Annotated in this window: 14 protein-coding genes; 8 read left to right on the forward strand and 6 right to left on the reverse strand. The window is 63.5% G+C overall.

Annotated elements, in window-relative coordinates; genetic code table 11:
• Positions 1-25 precede the first annotated feature (25 nt).
• Positions 26-631 carry a J domain-containing protein gene (locus tag ASG25_RS08975; RefSeq protein WP_062472720.1) on the reverse strand — a complete coding sequence of 202 codons (606 nt, stop codon included), beginning with the start codon at positions 629-631 and terminating at the stop codon, positions 26-28.
• A 117-nt stretch (positions 632-748) separates the two neighbouring features.
• A complete protein-coding gene (locus ASG25_RS08980) occupies positions 749-1,696 on the reverse strand; it encodes a DUF808 domain-containing protein (RefSeq protein WP_062472722.1) in 948 nt (315 codons plus the stop codon).
• A gap of 287 nt (positions 1,697-1,983) precedes the next feature.
• Here ASG25_RS08980 and ppk2 point away from each other — a divergent pair, with 287 nt between their 5' ends.
• Positions 1,984-2,952: a polyphosphate kinase 2 gene (ppk2, locus tag ASG25_RS08985; RefSeq protein ID WP_062472724.1), complete on the forward strand. Its 969-nt coding sequence runs from the start codon at positions 1,984-1,986 to the stop codon at positions 2,950-2,952.
• Between the two features lie 3 nt (positions 2,953-2,955).
• Here the strand turns inward: ppk2 and ASG25_RS08990 are convergent, their stop codons facing one another.
• Complete coding sequence (locus tag ASG25_RS08990) at positions 2,956-4,125, reverse strand: esterase (protein WP_062474366.1); 1,170 nt, start codon at positions 4,123-4,125, stop codon at positions 2,956-2,958.
• A gap of 355 nt (positions 4,126-4,480) precedes the next feature.
• Here ASG25_RS08990 and ASG25_RS08995 point away from each other — a divergent pair, with 355 nt between their 5' ends.
• From ASG25_RS08995 to ASG25_RS09025, 7 genes are all read left to right on the forward strand, one after another.
• A complete protein-coding gene (locus ASG25_RS08995; RefSeq protein WP_082480023.1) occupies positions 4,481-5,569 on the forward strand; it encodes a 2-oxoglutarate and iron-dependent oxygenase domain-containing protein in 1,089 nt (362 codons plus the stop codon).
• 24 nt (positions 5,570-5,593) lie between these two features.
• Positions 5,594-5,977, forward strand: a complete 384-nt coding sequence (locus ASG25_RS09000; protein WP_062472726.1) for a VOC family protein — start codon at positions 5,594-5,596, stop codon at positions 5,975-5,977.
• A gap of 55 nt (positions 5,978-6,032) precedes the next feature.
• The gene (locus ASG25_RS09005; protein ID WP_062472730.1) at positions 6,033-7,118 is read left to right on the forward strand and encodes a BMP family ABC transporter substrate-binding protein; all 1,086 of its coding nucleotides are present in this window, start codon (positions 6,033-6,035) and stop codon (positions 7,116-7,118) included.
• Between the two features lie 67 nt (positions 7,119-7,185).
• Positions 7,186-8,709 carry an ABC transporter ATP-binding protein gene (locus ASG25_RS09010; RefSeq protein ID WP_200942771.1) on the forward strand — a complete coding sequence of 508 codons (1,524 nt, stop codon included), beginning with the start codon at positions 7,186-7,188 and terminating at the stop codon, positions 8,707-8,709.
• On the forward strand, positions 8,702-9,859 hold the full coding sequence (locus tag ASG25_RS09015) for an ABC transporter permease (protein ID WP_082480025.1): 1,158 nt from the start codon (positions 8,702-8,704) through the stop codon (positions 9,857-9,859). Before ASG25_RS09010 ends, ASG25_RS09015 begins: the two co-directional genes overlap by 8 nt.
• Entirely contained in the window at positions 9,856-10,794 is a 939-nt protein-coding gene (locus tag ASG25_RS09020; protein WP_062472732.1) for an ABC transporter permease, read from the forward strand. The genes ASG25_RS09015 and ASG25_RS09020 overlap by 4 nt, the downstream gene beginning before the upstream one ends.
• Positions 10,795-10,832: 38 nt before the next feature.
• Entirely contained in the window at positions 10,833-11,513 is a 681-nt protein-coding gene (locus ASG25_RS09025) for an isochorismatase family cysteine hydrolase (protein WP_062472734.1), read from the forward strand.
• A gap of 69 nt (positions 11,514-11,582) precedes the next feature.
• Here ASG25_RS09025 and ASG25_RS09030 read toward each other — a convergent pair whose 3' ends face one another.
• From ASG25_RS09030 to ASG25_RS09040, 3 genes are read right to left on the reverse strand one after another with little or no spacing between them, the layout of a single operon-like run.
• Complete coding sequence (locus ASG25_RS09030; protein WP_062472736.1) at positions 11,583-12,494, reverse strand: ABC transporter permease; 912 nt, start codon at positions 12,492-12,494, stop codon at positions 11,583-11,585.
• Complete coding sequence (locus tag ASG25_RS09035; RefSeq protein ID WP_062472738.1) at positions 12,491-13,588, reverse strand: ABC transporter permease; 1,098 nt, start codon at positions 13,586-13,588, stop codon at positions 12,491-12,493. Before ASG25_RS09035 ends, ASG25_RS09030 begins: the two co-directional genes overlap by 4 nt.
• Positions 13,585-15,108 carry an ABC transporter ATP-binding protein gene (locus ASG25_RS09040; RefSeq protein WP_062472740.1) on the reverse strand — a complete coding sequence of 508 codons (1,524 nt, stop codon included), beginning with the start codon at positions 15,106-15,108 and terminating at the stop codon, positions 13,585-13,587. Before ASG25_RS09040 ends, ASG25_RS09035 begins: the two co-directional genes overlap by 4 nt.

Genomic DNA, 15,108 nt, shown 5'->3' on the forward strand with positions numbered 1-15,108 from the left:
CACGTGAGCGACGGAGGTCGATATCTCAGCAGAAGCCGTTGAGCTTCAGGATCTTGTGGGCTTCGATCGTCGCCTGGAGTTCGGTTTCCGACGCGCGGTTGCCGGCGTTCGTGTCCGGGTGGTGGAGCTTGATGCGCTCCTTGTAGCGTCGGTTGATCTGGTCGGGCGTCGCGTCATGCGCAAGCCCGAGCGTCTCGAAGGCCTTTGCCTCGAGCACCTTCAGTTTCCGCGCCTGCGCCTCGCGCTTCTGCATCAGGCGTTGCGCCGCATTCTTGCGGGCGTTCAAGGATTTTGCCGAACCCGAGCGCACGGTGAAGGGCATCGGCAGTTCCGTCGCCTCCTGGATCGGCTTGCCGAAGCTAGGCCGCGCGCCGCTGATCGCGTCACGCTGGTAGCGCGCAACGACGGGGTCGGACAGATCCGGAGAGAAATTGTAGCCCTTGTTGTACTCCTTGATGTGATCCAGGCAGAACATCAGGAACAGGCCTTCACCTCCGAGGCCGACCGGCGCGCGATGCGTGCCGATCTTCTCGCACCCATGCCATTGGCACTGCGGTCCCGAGGGGGCCTCAGCGGCTTTGGACTTCTTCTTTGCCGACTTGAGGCCGACGAAAATTCGTGAATCAGACATGCAGGGCTTATGCGATCAGACGGGCGATCCCGCAAGACCGCTTTCGTGGGTGGCGAGCATTCTGTCGGCTGCCCACCCCCTCGTGATCGCGCGCCGCGCGCCGCACAGCCCGTACTTTCAGGTCTTTCGTGTCTTGAAGATCGGTGTCACCGCGGTGATCACGAGCACGACGATGCCGCCGAGAATGGCCCCGAAGACAGCCTGTACCACAGTGGCCGCCAGCCAGTGCACCACCTGCGGCAGGATGGGCACGACCGCCTGCGCGTAGGCTGCAGCGCCCTCGACGAGATGTTCCGGTTGATGAAGGCCGAATTCGGCGAGGCCGTGAATGACGATGCTCCCGCCGACCCACAGCATGGCCGCGGTCCCCACAATCGCCAGGATCTGGAGGAAAACGGGCACTCCCTTGACAAGGCCGTGCCCGATCGCCCGACCGACGGTCCCGCCCGTGTCGACCAGATGAAGGCCGATATCGTCGGCTTTGACGATGAAGGCCACGAGGCCATAGACAGCAACCGTGATCAGAATGCCGACAGCGGCGAGCACGGCGACCTGTGTGACGGTGTTCGAGGTGGAGACGCCGGCCAGCGTCAGCGCCATGATCTCGGCGGACAGAATGAAATCCGTGCGAATGGCGCCGGACACCTTCTGCTCCTCGAGGGTTGCAGGATCGACAGTCGATGCCGCGGCGGCATCGGCATGGCCATGTCCCGACAGCACGGCATGGATCTTCTCCGCCCCCTCGAAGCAGAGATAGGTGCCGCCAAGCATCAGCAGGGGCGTGATCAGCCAAGGCGCGAAGGTGCCGAGCAGCAGACAGGCAGGCAGCAGGAACACCAGCTTGTTGCGCAGCGAGCCCTTGGCGATCCGCCAGATGATCGGCAGTTCCCGGCTCGGCGACAGGCCGACCACGTAGGTCGGTGTGACGGCCGTGTCGTCGATGACGACCCCGGCGGCCTTGAGGCTGGCCTTTGCCGTCTGTGCACCGACATCGTCGAGAGACGCGGCCGCGAGCTTCGCGATGGCCGCGATGTCATCCAGTAGCGCTATCAAGCCTGTCGCCAAGAAAACGTCCTTTCAGTTCCGATACCCGGTCCGGTCCCCCGGGGACGTCCTGGCATCGCTATCACTTGTTCTTTCGATCGGTCACAGCGTCAGCCGCGGCACGCGTCGACAGGGCCGCAAGATGGCTGTTAAGTCAATGCACGCGAACGAGGATCCTGATGATTGCGGCCCCGCGGCCGCGTCGATGCCTGCAACACCATCGTCATTCTCCTGACACAGGAAGGATTGTAACGTCCTCCACTGCCCGATCCGCCCCTTCGCCATCTGCCTTCTGTCACGGAGCCCCCATGAACATCAATGACCCGGCCCAGCTCGCTCGCATCAAGGCGGAGATCATCGACAGTTTCGACGAGGAGCTGGAGATGCAGCTGGAGGAGGATCGGCTGGATGACCTCTTCGAGGAAGACGGCACGCCAATGGGCGCGCCGCTTCTCGACCGCAAAATCTATTTCCGCGAGCTGTTTCGCCTCCAGCATGAGCTGGTCCGGCTGCAGGATTGGGTCCAGCACAAGAAGCTGAAGGTCGTCGTGCTGTTCGAAGGGCGGGATTCGGCCGGGAAGGGCGGAGCCATCAAGCGCGTGACCCAGAGGCTCAATCCCCGGGTCTGCCGCGTGGTCGCGCTCCCGGCGCCGTCCGAGCGCGAGCGCCATCAATGGTATTTCCAGCGATACGTCCAGCACCTCCCGACCGCCGGCGAGATCGTGCTGTTCGATCGCAGCTGGTACAACCGGGCGGGCGTGGAGCGCGTGATGGGATTTTGTACGCCGGATGAACTCGAAGAATTCTTCCAGTCGGTTCCGCAGTTCGAGTCGATGCTCGTACGCTCGGGCATCATCCTGATCAAATACTGGTTCTCGATTACCGACGAGGAGCAGGCCTTCCGCTTCAACATGCGGATCCGCGATCCCCTGAAACAATGGAAGCTGTCCCCGATGGATCTGGAGAGCCGCATCCACTGGGAGGCTTACACGAAGGCCAAGGAGGACATGCTGGAGCGCACGCACCGTCCCGAGTCCCCGTGGTGGGTGGTGGACGCCGTCGACAAGCGCAAGGCCCGCCTGAACTGCATCTCGCATCTCCTGCAGCAGATTCCCTACGAGGATGTGCCGAAGCCGTCGATCGAATTGCCGGCGCGCACCCGGCACGCCGACTATTACCGAAAGCCCGTGCCGGCGGACATGTATGTGCCGGACACGTATGACAGCACGTCAGCTGCATCCTCGGAGATCGGATCTCGAAAAAGCGGCGACGATTGAGCGCTATTCCCTAAAGACCTTTTCGAGGAAGGCGATCAGCGACGGTCGCCACACATCCATCTCGTGCTGAAGATCCTTGTACTCATGATACTCGTGGACGATCTTCTTCTCGTCCAGTTTTGCCTTCAGGCCGGCAATATCCTTTCCCGTGACCGTATCTTTCGAGCCCACGGTCACCGTGAAGTTCCGCAGCGCCTTGTTGATCGTATCCGGCGCGTCCAGCGCGGCATCGACGGCCTTGTTGGGCACCGTGGTGGTCGAGACGCCGCTGAAGGTCGCGACCCAGCCGAAGGTTCCAAGATGCGAGAGGCCTGAGACCAGCGCCTGATAGCCGCCCTGCGAGAGGCCGACGACGGCCCGGCCATCGGCATCCGTGCGTACGCGGTACGTCTTTTCCATATAGGGAATGAGATCCGTCATCAGCTCGCGGTCGATCGCCTCCGCATTGATCGGATAGAAGTCCTTCCGACGCTCGGATGCTGGAAAGTTTTCGGCGATGGCCTCGGGGATATCGGCCTCGGTGTCGGGAATGACGACGATCATCGGCCGGATCTTCTTTTCCGCCAGCAGATTGTCGAGGATCTGGGGCGCGCGTCCCTGTGTCACCCAGGAATCCACGGTGTCTCCGAAGCCGTGGTAGAGATAGACGACCGGCAAGGGCTCCGATGCGTCGGTATAGCCGGGCGGCGTGTAGACGTGCATCTGCCGCTGCGATGTCAGCGCCTTGGACGACAGGGTCACCAGGCGCAGGTCGCCATGCGGCACGTCGCGGGTGTCCAGGATGCCGCCCGGCACGAGAATGAGGCTTGTATTGACCTGTCTCTGCGGCTTCGGCTGCTTCGTGCCCGGATCGATGCTGCGGAAGCCGTCGATGTTGAAATAATACTCGTAGAGGTTGGGAGCGAGGACGTCGCTCTTGGCCGTCCACACGCCGTTCTCGCCCCGCGTCATCATCATCGGCGCCTGCTGCCCGAGGACCACGGCGACCGACCTTGCCGCAGGGGCAAAAAGGCGGAACGTGATCGACTTGTCCGCCTCGACAGAGGTGACGAACGCCTTCAACGGCGTGTCTGCCGGCGGGGACGCCGGAGGTTCAACAGCGTAGACGGGTGCGCTTGCCATCACGGCCGCGACGCAACTCGCCGCAACCATTCCGGGCCATAGCTTGAACATGATGATATCCTCCACATGACATGATCCTCGCATCGGGGAACTACGCCTGTAGCGCCGCTTTTCAACGCCTCTTTTCTAAGTTTTACATAGCATTTGGCGCCGTGCCGGATGCCGTGAGAACAGGTTTCGGGACAGTGTCGGCGCACATCGCATCGAACGCATCCTCGAGCAGAGCAGATCGCCTAAATTTTAGACGATCTTAATTTAAGTGAAGGTTTTTTGATCAACTGGTAAATTTCAAAGTCCTTGATCGCCGGGAAAGCCTGGTTTTGCGGTTGGCATATCGTTTGCATTTCCTGTCTGCAGCATGAGCGAACAGCGTTCGAACGCGCCCAACCGATCGAGGAAGACACCGATGACCTTGCTTGAAGTTCCCGTAATCGATCTTGCCCCCTACAAGGAAGGGTCTGCCGAAGGAAAAGCAGCCGTCGCTGCGAAAATCGGACAGGCGTGCCGCGACATCGGCTTTCTCGTCGTTTCCGGGCACGGCATTTCTGAAGATCTCCTTCGCAAGACTCATGCCGTCTCCGCCGAATTCTTTGCGCTGCCACATGGCGAGAAGGTCAAATGCGACCGGCCGGCTCCGGACCAGGTTCGCGGATACTCCGCCGTGGGCGGCGAGGGGCTGTCGTTCAGTCTCGATGAGCCGACACCGCCGGATATCAAGGAGTCCCTCTCCATCGGGCCCGTCGACGTACCGGCCAACGATCCCTACTACACATCGGCAAGCGCCGGTCCGCATTTCGCGCCCAACGTCTGGCCCGCGGTGCCCGCCGCCCTCAAGGACGTCTGGGAAGAATACTTCCGGGCCGTCGATGCGCTCGCGACCGACCTGATGCGGCTCTTCGCGCTGGCGCTCGACCTTGACGAAAACTATTTCGACAAGACGATCGACCGCAACATCTCGATGATGCGCGTGCTGCGCTATCCAAAGCAGACGACGGAGCCTCTTCCCGGCCAGCTGCGCGCGGGCGCCCATTCGGACTATGGGAGCATGACCATCCTGCGCAAGGAACGCGGAGATCGCAGCCTCGAGGTGAAGAACAAGGCCGGCGACTGGGTCGGCGTCCCCGTGATCGAAGGGGCCTTCATCGTCAACATCGGCGATCTCATGCAGCAGTGGACCAACGATACCTGGACCTCGACGGTTCACCGGGTGGTCAATCCGTCACTGGCGTCGGAAGACAACGTGGATCGCCTTTCGATCGTGTTCTTCCATCAGCCGAATTACGACGCGATCATCGAGTGCCTGCCGGGCTGCATCGAAGAGGGTGGGGCTGCCAAATACGAGCCCGTCACGTCCGGCGACCATCTGAAAAGCAAGTTCGTCAAGCAGACGACCTTCGGCAAGGGCGAAAAGCCGCCTGATCCATCCTCGCGAAGGGCTGCAGGACACGGACGACGTCTTCCGTCTGCCGTGTCCGCATGCCCGCGCGCCTATTGATTTCTCCGAGCAAGGGTCCGCCCCGTGAACCTGTCCTATGTCAACGTCTTCACGAAAGACATCGTCTCGCTATCAGGTTTCTATCGCGACCTGTTCGGTTTCGAAGAGATTCCGGAGATCCGCTCGCCGATCTTTGTCGGCCTGACGACGGGGCAGAGCTGTCTCGGCTTCAACGCGCAGGACGCCTACGACCTTCTCGGCCTCGGCGAATTCTCGGGACCGACGGGGATCAAATTCCTCCTCAATATCGACGTCGACCAGCCGGAGGACGTCGATCGCCTCGTGCCGGTTGCGGTGTCCATGGGCGCGCGGCTCATCAAGCCGCCCTACAAGACCTATTACAACTGGTACCAGGCCGTCCTTCTCGATCCTGAGGGAAACGTCTTTCGAATCAATAAAATGCTGTGACTGCACTTCGATCTCCGACCTCTCTCGCGGTCGGGCAATCCAGGAGAACTGACGTATGACCAGACGAAAGAAGGCCGTCATTCTAACGGCCGCCGCCTCCATTTTTGCCGCGTCGCTCGCATCGGTTGCCGAATTCAAGGTGGAGGGAGCGCCGAAGGCCGCCATCATCCTGTTCGGGCCCAAGAACGACGGCGGGTGGAGCCAGGCATTCGAGGAGGCTCGCCCTGCGCTGGAAAAGGCGCTCGGTGCGAAGATCCCGATGGTGGAAAAGGTGTCCGAAGATTCGGCCTCCATCAGCCCGCCGGTGGAACGCTTCATCCAGCGTGGCTACAACATCATCATCGGCACCGCCTTTGGGTACTCCGACACGTTCAAGAAGCTTTCCGAGTCCTATCCGAAGATTGCCTTCCTCAATGCCAGCGGCATCACCAACGGTCCGAATCTCGAATCCTTCTATGGGCGCACCTATCAGAGCCAGTATCTCTGCGGCATGGCAGCCGCCGCCGCCTCCAAGACCGGAAAGCTCGGTTTCGTCGCCGCAAACCCGCTTCCGGTGGTCAACTGGACGATCAATGCTTACGAACTCGGCGCAAGGACGATCAATCCCGACGCGACCCTGACGGTGGTGTTCACGGGCTCCTGGAACGATCCCGTCAAGGAGCGGGCCGCAGCATCGGCACTGATCGATGAGGGCATCGACGTGATCGGCCAGCATGTGGATACGCCCACGCCGCAGATCGTCGCGCAGGAACGGGGCGTTTACGGCACCGGGCACCATCGCGACCTGACCGAGTTCGCTCCGAAGGCCACGCAGTGCTCCTCGGTGTGGACCTGGGCAAAATTCCTGGCGCCGGAGATCGAAAAGATCAAGGCGGGAAGCTGGGAGCCTGCGCCGTATGGGGCCTTCCCGGGGATCAAGGAAGGTGGAACCGACATCGCCTGCTGCGGACCGGCCGTCTCCGCCGACAATAAGAAGAAGATCATGGCGGCGCGACAGTCGATCATCGACGGCAATCCTGTCTTCACCGGGCCCTTGAAGGACCGGGACGGGAAAGAGCGTCTGGCGGCAAATGTCGCCATCACCGATCCCGAACTGTGGACGATGGACTGGTTCGTGCCCGGCGTCATCTCGCAGAAGTAACGGCAACGGCCCGGCGATGGTCCTTCGCCAGCGCCGGGCGCAGTCCACACATCCGGAAAGCATGTCCATGACCCATTCCCTTCTGGAGCTCGAGCGCGTCAGCAAAGCGTTCGACGGCTTCCAGGCGCTCGACGGGGCCAGCTTTTCCGCGGCAGCAGGCGAAATCCATGCCTTGCTGGGCGAGAATGGAGCCGGGAAGTCGACGCTGATGAATATCTGCTGCGGGCTCTACACCCCCGACAGCGGTTCGCTCAGACTGGCAGGGCGGGAAACCCGGCTCTCGGGTCCTCGAGAAGCTGCAGCTCTCGGCATCGGCATGGTGCACCAGCATTTCAAGCTCGTGCGCCCCTTCTCCATTCTCGACAACGTGCTCCTTTCACGGCTCGGTTCCGGCGATCGCATCGCGTCGGCAAAGGGCGAACGCCTGGCGATGCGTGCCGCCATCCACGAGCAGGCGGCCGCACTCGGTGGCACGCTCGATCCGGATGCCCGCATCGACAGTCTGTCCATCGCCGAACAGCAGCGGGTCGAGGTGATCAAGGCGCTGATTGCCGGCGCGCGGATCCTCATTCTCGACGAACCGACGGCCGTCTTGACCGATCAGGAAGCCGAAAAGCTGATGTTGACCCTGAGACGACTGGCGTCAAGCGGAACGACGGTCGTTCTCGTGACGCACAAGCTCATGGATGTGAAGCGATTTGCGGATCGCGTGACGATCCTGCGGGGTGGACGCACCGTTGGCTCCATCGACCCCAAGGGCACCGCGCTTGAGGAACTGACCCGCCTGACGGTCGGGGAGACCCTGCCGACCGTGCGGGAGACGCAACCGGTCTTCGGACGGCGACGGCTGGAGACGCTGGGCCTTTCCGTCCGGCGCGCGGATGGGACCAAGGCGGTCGACGCCGTTTCCTTTCATGTCCGGGCGGGTGAGATCTATGCGATTGCGGGCGTGTCCGGCAACGGCCAGAGCGAGCTGACCGAAGTGCTGATGGGTCTGCGCCGCGCTGGCTCCGGCTCGGTTCAGTTCGAGGATGCCGGGGAGGCCGTCACCGCGGCGGATCCGGCGCGCCTGCGACGGTATGGTGTCGCATTCATTCCGGCCGACCGGTACCGGTACGCGCTGGCAGGAGGTCTCTCGGTCGCCGAAAACTACGGCGTCGGCGACGTGGCCCGTGGGCGGTACGGCTCATGGCTCTGGTTGCGGCGTGGCCGTCTGCGCAAGAATGCCGAGGAGGCGCTGTCCAGCTTCGACGTTCAGGGCGTCCGCGCGCTGTCCCAGAAGGCAGCGCTGCTTTCCGGCGGGAACGCGCAGAAACTGGTCATCGCGCGCGAATTTTCGGACCCGCCGAGCATCATCGTGGCGCAAAGCCCCAGTCGAGGCCTCGATGCCCGCGCAACGGCGGCCGTTCATGCCCGGTTGCAGGCATCGGCGCGCAACGGCGCGGCCGTTCTCCTCGTGAGCGAGGATCTCGATGAAGCGATGAAACTGGCACATCGCATCGGCGTCATGGCGGGCGGCAAACTCGTTGGGGAATTCACGGCGCCGTTCGACCGGCAGCAAATCGGCGGGGCAATGGTGGGCCATGCGTGACGACGTTTCCGATGCGACGCGACGCGCATCTCCCATCGACACCGCCGGCAACGCGGTCATCGCCAAGGCGCACGCTGCCGGGCGCCAGCGGCGCTTCGGGCAGATATCGATCGAGGTTCGCCGAAGCGCCAGCTTCCCGTTGCGCCTGTTTGCGCTCGCGGCCGCTCTGGTGACAGGCCTTGGCCTTTCGGCCTTCGCCCTCATTCTGGTCGGCGTCCCGGCAGAGAGCCTTGCCGACGAATTCGTCAGCGCAACGATCCTGGACCCGATGAATTTCAAGGCCGTTCTGGTCCAGGCGGCACCGCTGATCCTTGTCGGTCTCGCGGCGGCGATGGCGTTTCGCGTGCGTTTCTGGAACCTCGGGATCGAGGGCCAGATGATCTTCGGCGGGGTTGGAGCGACGCTCGTTTCGCTTCTGCATCTCGGTCCGGAATGGGCGCGCCTGCCGCTGATGGGGCTCGCCGCCGTCACATGCGGTGCCCTCTGGGCCTCAATCCCCGCTCTCCTGAAACTGCGCCTCTCGGTCAACGAGATCATCTCGACGCTGCTGCTCAATTACGTCGCCTATTACGTCCTGCTGCATCTCCTGTATGGCGCCTGGAAGGATGAGGACGGTTTTCCGCATTCGCCCGCCTATGCCGCGTCGGAGCTTTTGCCGAACCTGGACAGCGGGGTCAGTGTCTCGCTCGTGCTTGCCGGGGGGATGACCCTCCTGATGACCTATCTCGTCGCGCGAAGTCGCGCGGGGTTCTACATGCGGTTCGTCAGCGCAAACCCGGGTGTCGCACGGGCCTTGGGCTTGCCCGTGGCGAACATGGTGCTTTTCGTCGTGCTTGTTTCCGGCAGTCTCGCCGCACTGGCAGGCTTCGTGGTGAGCAGCGGTCAGGAGGGGCGGCTGACGCAGTCCTTCTTCCCGGGCTACGGCGTTTCAGGGGTCCTGATCGGCTTCCTTGCGCGCAACAACCCGGTTGCCGCAGCCGTGGTGGCCTTGCTGATGTCGGTTCTCGTCATCGCCGGACAGAATCTCCAGGTTTTCTACGGCATTCCCCCGTCGATGGTTCAGTTGATCCAGGCCGTGGTGGTCATGAGCGTTGCCGCCTCCGATTTCCTCGTCATCCATCGCGTTCACTGGATCAGGTACCGCGCATGACCACATTTTTCGTGACGTGGCTTGCCACGATCCCCCAGCTCGCCGTGCCCTATGCCCTTGCCGCGTTGGGCCTCATCCTCTCGGAGCGTGCCGGCGTCCTCAACCTGACGGCCGAGGGCTTGATGCTCGTCGGTGCCCTGGCCTCCGTGGCCGTTCTCCTGACGTTCAGGCCGGATCCGCTGGTGGCGATGATGGCCGGGATGCTGGCGGCAGCCGCCGTGTCGGTGCTCTTCTCGTTCCTGGTCATCGTGCTCCGGGTCAATCAGGTCATCGCCGGTCTCGTCATCGTCTTCTTCTGCCAGGGGCTGACGAGCCTTCTCGGCAATCTGTTTGGCTGGACCAGCAAGGCGTTCTCCGGTCTCGGTCCGGTTTCCCTTGGGGTGCTCGCTGATATCCCCGTGATCGGGCCGATCCTCTTTCGCCAGGACGTGATTGTCTATCTGATGATCCCGATTGTCTTCGGCGTGTCCTATCTCCTGCAGCGGACGCGGCTCGGCCTGCGCCTCCGCGCCGTCGGAGAAAGCCCGGAAGCGGCCGACGCCATGGGCGTCTCCGTATCGATGACGCGCTTTCTCGCCGTCACGGCGGGCAGCGCCCTGGTCGGTCTTGCCGGAGCCTACATCGCCGTCGCGAACGTCAAGGTCTGGATCGACGACATGACGTCCGGTCGTGGCTGGATCGCCATTGCGCTGGTCATCTTTGCGCGCTGGAATCCGTGGCGGGCGGCCGCAGGGGCCCTCCTGTTCGGCTCCATCCAGGCGGTCATCCCCAAGCTTGCCGCCGCCGGCATCGTCCTCCCGCAATATCTCCTGATGACCACGCCGTATCTCGCCACGCTCGGCGTCATGATCTGGGTGTCCATCCGGCACCTGAACGGGCCGAGCGACGAACCCGGCGCGCTCGGCCAGCCCTACGTACGCGAGGAGCGCCGCTGACGCGGCTCCCGGGCTCTCAAGAACGATAGAGAGATATCATGAAGGCACGCGTCTATGGCGAACCCGTCGAGCTACCCGACCATTTCCGGGAATTCACAAGGCGTGAGGATACGGTCGCGATCAGCATCGACCTCCATCAGGGCCATCTGTCGGAAGATCCGGACTGTCCCTGTCCCGCGCCTCGGGCTCGCCAGATCGTCGAGGGTGTCGATCGCTTCCATGACCGTGCCCGTGAACTCGGGGTGCCGATCATCCACGTGCGCAGCACCCTGCGGCCTGGAGGCGTGGACGATGTCAAGGGGATCCCTGCCGCGTGGCGCATGACATTCCCGCTCTTTGTCGGCGACATCCCGAATGCCGACGCGCATGCTCTTGCAGGCAGCCGCTGGACGGAGTTCGCCACGCGTGTGGAGCCGTCCGACATGATCGTCGACGGCAAGAAACGGCTCTCGGCCTTCTATCCGACGGATCTGGACTTTCTCCTGAGAAACATGGGAGCCCGCCGGGTCGTCCTCACCGGATGCATGGCGGATTGCTGCGTCTTGAACACCGCCTTCGACGCCTCCAATCTTGGGTACCGCGTCACGGTTCTCGACGATCTGGTGCGCGGAACCGACGAGCCTCTGGAAAAGGCAGCTCTCGCCATGATCTCGCTGCATCTCGGCGTCGTGACGGACAGCGAAACGCTGCTCCGGGAGTGGGAAACCTCTGGGGCGTGAAGCCCAAAGCCCCGATGACGGCGCGAACCGCCGAGAGGCCCTGACGTCGCGGGATGCCGGGGCCGGGGGCTATCGCTCGAACGGCTCGCCAAGCGATGCGACGCCATTAAGCTTGAGGAGGCGCCGGTCGGCGGAGATGATGCCGAGAACGATGATGGTGACGAGATAGGGAAGGCTCGACAGAAGCTGCGAAGGCAGGTCGAGCCCGCCGGCCTGCGCTGCGAGCGACATCAGCGACACGGCGCCGAAGAGGCAGGCGCCAAGGAAGATGCGACCGGTGAGCCAGGTGCCGAAAACGACAAGTGCGATCGCGATCCAGCCACGCCCGGCAATCATGCCGTCCGCCCAGAGCGGCGTGTAGACGGCCGCCGCGTAAGCTCCGGCAAACCCCGCCATCATGCCGCCGAACGCGATCGCCGCGACCCGCACGGCGATCACGGGATAGCCGATCGCATGGGCCGCCTTCGGATTTTCTCCGACCGCACGAAGGACGAGGCCGACCCGCGTGAAGGTGAACGTGGCCCAGATCGCAAGCGTTGCGCCAAGGGACAGCCAGACCACGACATCCTGCACGAACAGACCGCCGATGACTGGCAGCTCGGAAAGGCCGGGCACGGAAAGCTTCGGCAGGCCCTTGACCGTCAGGCTCTCATAGGACTTGCCGAACAGCGCTGAGAGGCCCTGGCCGAGAATGCCGATGGCAAGACCGGTTGCGACCTGATTGGCCCGAAAGCCGAGCGCGACGAAGGCGAACACGAGCGAAAGGAGGGTGCCCGCAGCGCCCGCTGCGAGAAACCCCAGAAGGTGGCCGCCACCGTGATAGACGGTGATAAAGGCAATGACGGCACCGAGTGCCATGAGGCCTTCCACCCCGAGATTGAGAACGCCGGCACGCTCGACCACCATCTCGCCGAGGGCTGCGAGCAGGAACGGCGTGGCGGCGGCCAGCATCCCGGCCAGGATGAATTCGATCGCGTTCATGTCGGGCTCCTTGCGGCCGTCGGCCAGGCGAGACGGTAGCGCACGAAGGCGACGGCGATGAGATAGGAGAGGAGCAGAATCCCCTGGAAGACGCGCACCACGGCAATCGGCAGGTTGGCGGATACCATCGCATTGTCTCCGCCGATATAGATCACCGCCATGACCAGCGACGAGAGAACGATGCCGAGGGGATGGAGACCCCCGAGATAGGCGACGATGATCGCCGCATAACCGTAGCCCGTCGGAATGGAGCGCTGCAGCTGGCCGAGCGGCCCGGCGACCTCGGCGGCGCCGGCAAGACCTGCGGCAAAGCCGCCGATCAGAAGAGACAGCCAGATGGCGCGGCTTTCGTTGAAGCCGGCATAGCTCGCCGCACGCGGCGCCATGCCACCCACCTGCAGCGTATAACCGAGAAAGCTTTTCTGCATGAACACCCAGGCGGCGAGGGATGCGGCGACGGCGAGGAGGAGGGAGACGTTGACCCGGGTTCCCGGGATCAGCGTCGGCACCATCGCATCGACCTGAAACAGCACCGACTGCGGAAAATTGAAGCCGTTCGGATCTTTCCATGGTCCGAGGAGGAGGAAATAGAGCAGCTGGACCGCGACCAGGCTCAGCATCAGGGACACCAGGATCTCGTTCGCATTGAGCCGCACCCGCCAGAACGCCGTGATGCTGGCCCAGAGCGCGCCGCCGATCGCCCCGAGCAGCAGCATCAAAGGCCAGATCCAGCCGCCTGTCGCCTGGGGAAACCAGACCGGGATGGCGGAGGCGAAGATGGCGCCGAGCACGAACTGTCCTTCTGCGCCGATATTGAACACTCGCGCGCGAAAGCCGATCGCCAGCCCCTGGGCAATCAGCAACAGCGGGCCGGTCTTCAGCAGCACCTCGGAGAACGAGGCCCAGGACAGGAAGGGTTCGAGCAGCATCGCATGCAGCACGGCCGACGGACTGCGACCGATCGCCATGGCGAGGAGCAGATTGAGGAGGATGGCCACGGCGAGCGCGACCGGCGGCGCGATGAGGGTCGCCGCAAGCGATGCGCGATCGCGGCGCACCAGAGACGGAACGATGGAAAGCGCCGATCCCGTCATGCCGTGATATCTCCTGCCTGCGCCTGTGCGCCGATCATGTAGCGGCCGATGTCCTCCGGCAGCGTGTCCCGGGTCGCAAGCGGCGGGCTCAGCGTCCCGTGGTGCAGGACCTGGATCGTGTCGCAGAGTTCGAAGAGTTCCTCGAGCTCCTCGGAAACGACGAGGATGGCCATGCCGGCATTGCGAAGCGCGATGAGCCGTTGCCGGATGGCGGAGGCCGCGCCGATATCGACGCCCCATGTCGGCTGCGCGAGGAAGAGCAGCTTCGGCGCCAGCATGATCTCCCGGCCGACAATGAATTTCTGAAGATTGCCGCCCGAAAGGGAGCCGGCTTCGCTCTCGGGTCCCTGCGCGCGCACGTCGAAGTCACGGATGCAGTCGGTCGTGAAAGCCAGTGCCTGCGTTCGATCGATGAGGCCGCGCTTGAGGAGGTTCTGCGGATGCGCCGTCAGAAGGCCGTTGAGCACCAGCGACATTTCCGGCACCGCGCCACGACCGAGACGGTCTTCCGGCACGAAAGCAAAACCGAGGGCGCGGCGCTTCGCCGGACGCAGCCGCCCGACATCCCGGCCCATCATGAAGATGCGGTCCGGATGTTCGCGTCCCAGCGTTGTTTCGCCGGAGATGAGACTGGCCAGTTCCCGCTGGCCGTTGCCGGAGATGCCGGCAATGCCGAGAATTTCGCCGGCGCGGACAGACATCGTGATCTTCGACAGCGGGACGGCGAACGGATCGTCCGGCGTATGGTCGAGACCAATGATTTCCAGCCGTTTTTCACCCTCGGCGAGGGGGATGGCGGGGATCGGCTCCGGCATGTCGCGGCCGATCATCATCCGGGCGAGATCCTGCGCGTTGTGGTCGCGCGGATCGACATGCCCCGTGACCCGCCCGCCGCGCAAGATGGTTGCCCGGTCGCAGATCGCGCGGATCTCTTCCAGCTTGTGAGAGATGAACAGGATCGAAACGCCACCGTCGCGCAGGCGCCGGAGCGTCTCGAACAGCGTCTCGACAAGCTGCGGCGGCAAAACGGAGGTGGGTTCATCGAGAATCAGGAGCTTCGGCTCCGTCATCAGGCACCGGATGATCTCTACCCGCTGCCGTTCGCCGACGGAAAGCGCATGGACCTGGGCGAAGGGGTCCACCTCGATCCCGAAGCTGCGCCCGATGTCGCGGACACGCGCGACGAGCGCCGCCTTGCGGCCCGGCACGACGAGGCGGATGTTGTCGAGGACCGTCAGGGTCTCGAACAGGGAAAAGTGCTGGAAGACCATGCCGATCCCCTGGCGCCGCGCGTCGGCAGGGGACGCGAGGGTCAGGGGCGCGCCCTGCCAGACGGCGGTTCCGCCATCTGGCGTTTCGACGCCGTAGATCAGCTTCATCAGCGTCGATTTGCCAGCCCCGTTCTCGCCGAGGATCGCATGAATCGAGCTCTCGCCGACATCCAGGTCGATGTCCTGATTGGCCTTGATCGGACCATAGCTTTTCGAGATGCCGCGAAGCGACAGGAGCGGGGCGCGCAT

This window comes from Rhizobium sp. Leaf384 (genome assembly GCF_001424065.1).
Classification (GTDB): domain Bacteria; phylum Pseudomonadota; class Alphaproteobacteria; order Rhizobiales; family Rhizobiaceae; genus Ferranicluibacter.

Bases quoted from the DNA above. Each gene is read 5' to 3' on its own strand.
- ASG25_RS09025 (WP_062472734.1), top strand. From the start codon at position 10,833: ATGAAGGCACGCGTCTATGGCGAACCCGTCGAGCTACCCGACCATTTC.
- ASG25_RS08995 (WP_082480023.1), top strand. From the start codon at position 4,481: ATGACCTTGCTTGAAGTTCCCGTAATCGATCTTGCCCCCTACAAGGAA.
- ASG25_RS08990 (WP_062474366.1), bottom strand. From the start codon at position 4,125: ATGTTCAAGCTATGGCCCGGAATGGTTGCGGCGAGTTGCGTCGCGGCC.
- ASG25_RS08975 (WP_062472720.1), bottom strand. From the start codon at position 631: ATGTCTGATTCACGAATTTTCGTCGGCCTCAAGTCGGCAAAGAAGAAG.
- ASG25_RS09035 (WP_062472738.1), bottom strand. From the start codon at position 13,588: ATGACGGGATCGGCGCTTTCCATCGTTCCGTCTCTGGTGCGCCGCGAT.
- ASG25_RS09010 (WP_200942771.1), top strand. From the start codon at position 7,186: ATGACCCATTCCCTTCTGGAGCTCGAGCGCGTCAGCAAAGCGTTCGAC.
- ASG25_RS09040 (WP_062472740.1), bottom strand. From the start codon at position 15,108: ATGCGCGCCCCGCTCCTGTCGCTTCGCGGCATCTCGAAAAGCTATGGT.
- ASG25_RS09020 (WP_062472732.1), top strand. From the start codon at position 9,856: ATGACCACATTTTTCGTGACGTGGCTTGCCACGATCCCCCAGCTCGCC.
- ASG25_RS09015 (WP_082480025.1), top strand. From the start codon at position 8,702: ATGCGTGACGACGTTTCCGATGCGACGCGACGCGCATCTCCCATCGAC.
- ASG25_RS09030 (WP_062472736.1), bottom strand. From the start codon at position 12,494: ATGAACGCGATCGAATTCATCCTGGCCGGGATGCTGGCCGCCGCCACG.
- ASG25_RS09005 (WP_062472730.1), top strand. From the start codon at position 6,033: ATGACCAGACGAAAGAAGGCCGTCATTCTAACGGCCGCCGCCTCCATT.
- ppk2 (WP_062472724.1), top strand. From the start codon at position 1,984: ATGAACATCAATGACCCGGCCCAGCTCGCTCGCATCAAGGCGGAGATC.